Consider the following 420-nt stretch of genomic DNA (forward strand, 5'->3'; position numbering starts at 1 on the left):
TTAAAGCACTGCTGCTGCTGCTCGGTCAGGTGCAGCCGATGCTTGGTTCGTCGCCACAAAATATCCTCCGCCTGTTGGGCCCACTCGTTTTCGACCAGATAGCGGACTTCGGCTTCGTAGAGCAAGCCGCCAAAATGCTGCCCCAAATCCTGCAGGCCGCGGGCGTTACCCAGCAGCCGCGGCAGCCTGGCGCCGTACAGCCGGGCGTAGTGCCCGCGCAGCGCCGCCGGCAGCCAGGGGAACTGCTCTTTTAGCGTCTGCAGGAAGGTGTCAAAGTCGGCGTTGGCGATTTCGCCTCCGGGCAGCGTGGCGCCGCGGGTCCAGTCGCCCCCCATCTGCGGGAAATAGGGCGCGAGCTTTTGTACGGCGTGTTCGGCCAGTTTGCGGAAGGTAGTGATTTTGCCGCCGAAGATATGCAGT

Annotated in this window: 1 protein-coding gene; it reads right to left on the reverse strand. The window is 63.1% G+C overall.

Going from position 1 to position 420, the window contains the following annotated elements; all coding sequences use genetic code 11:
- Positions 1-420, reverse strand: a 420-nt coding sequence (locus GVL03_RS20895) for a glycerol-3-phosphate dehydrogenase C-terminal domain-containing protein (protein ID WP_200847389.1), incomplete at both ends; no start/stop codon positions are given.

Origin of the sequence: Microbacterium sp. 18062, from assembly GCF_902706225.1 — a bacterium.
Classification (GTDB): domain Bacteria; phylum Actinomycetota; class Actinomycetes; order Actinomycetales; family Microbacteriaceae; genus Microbacterium.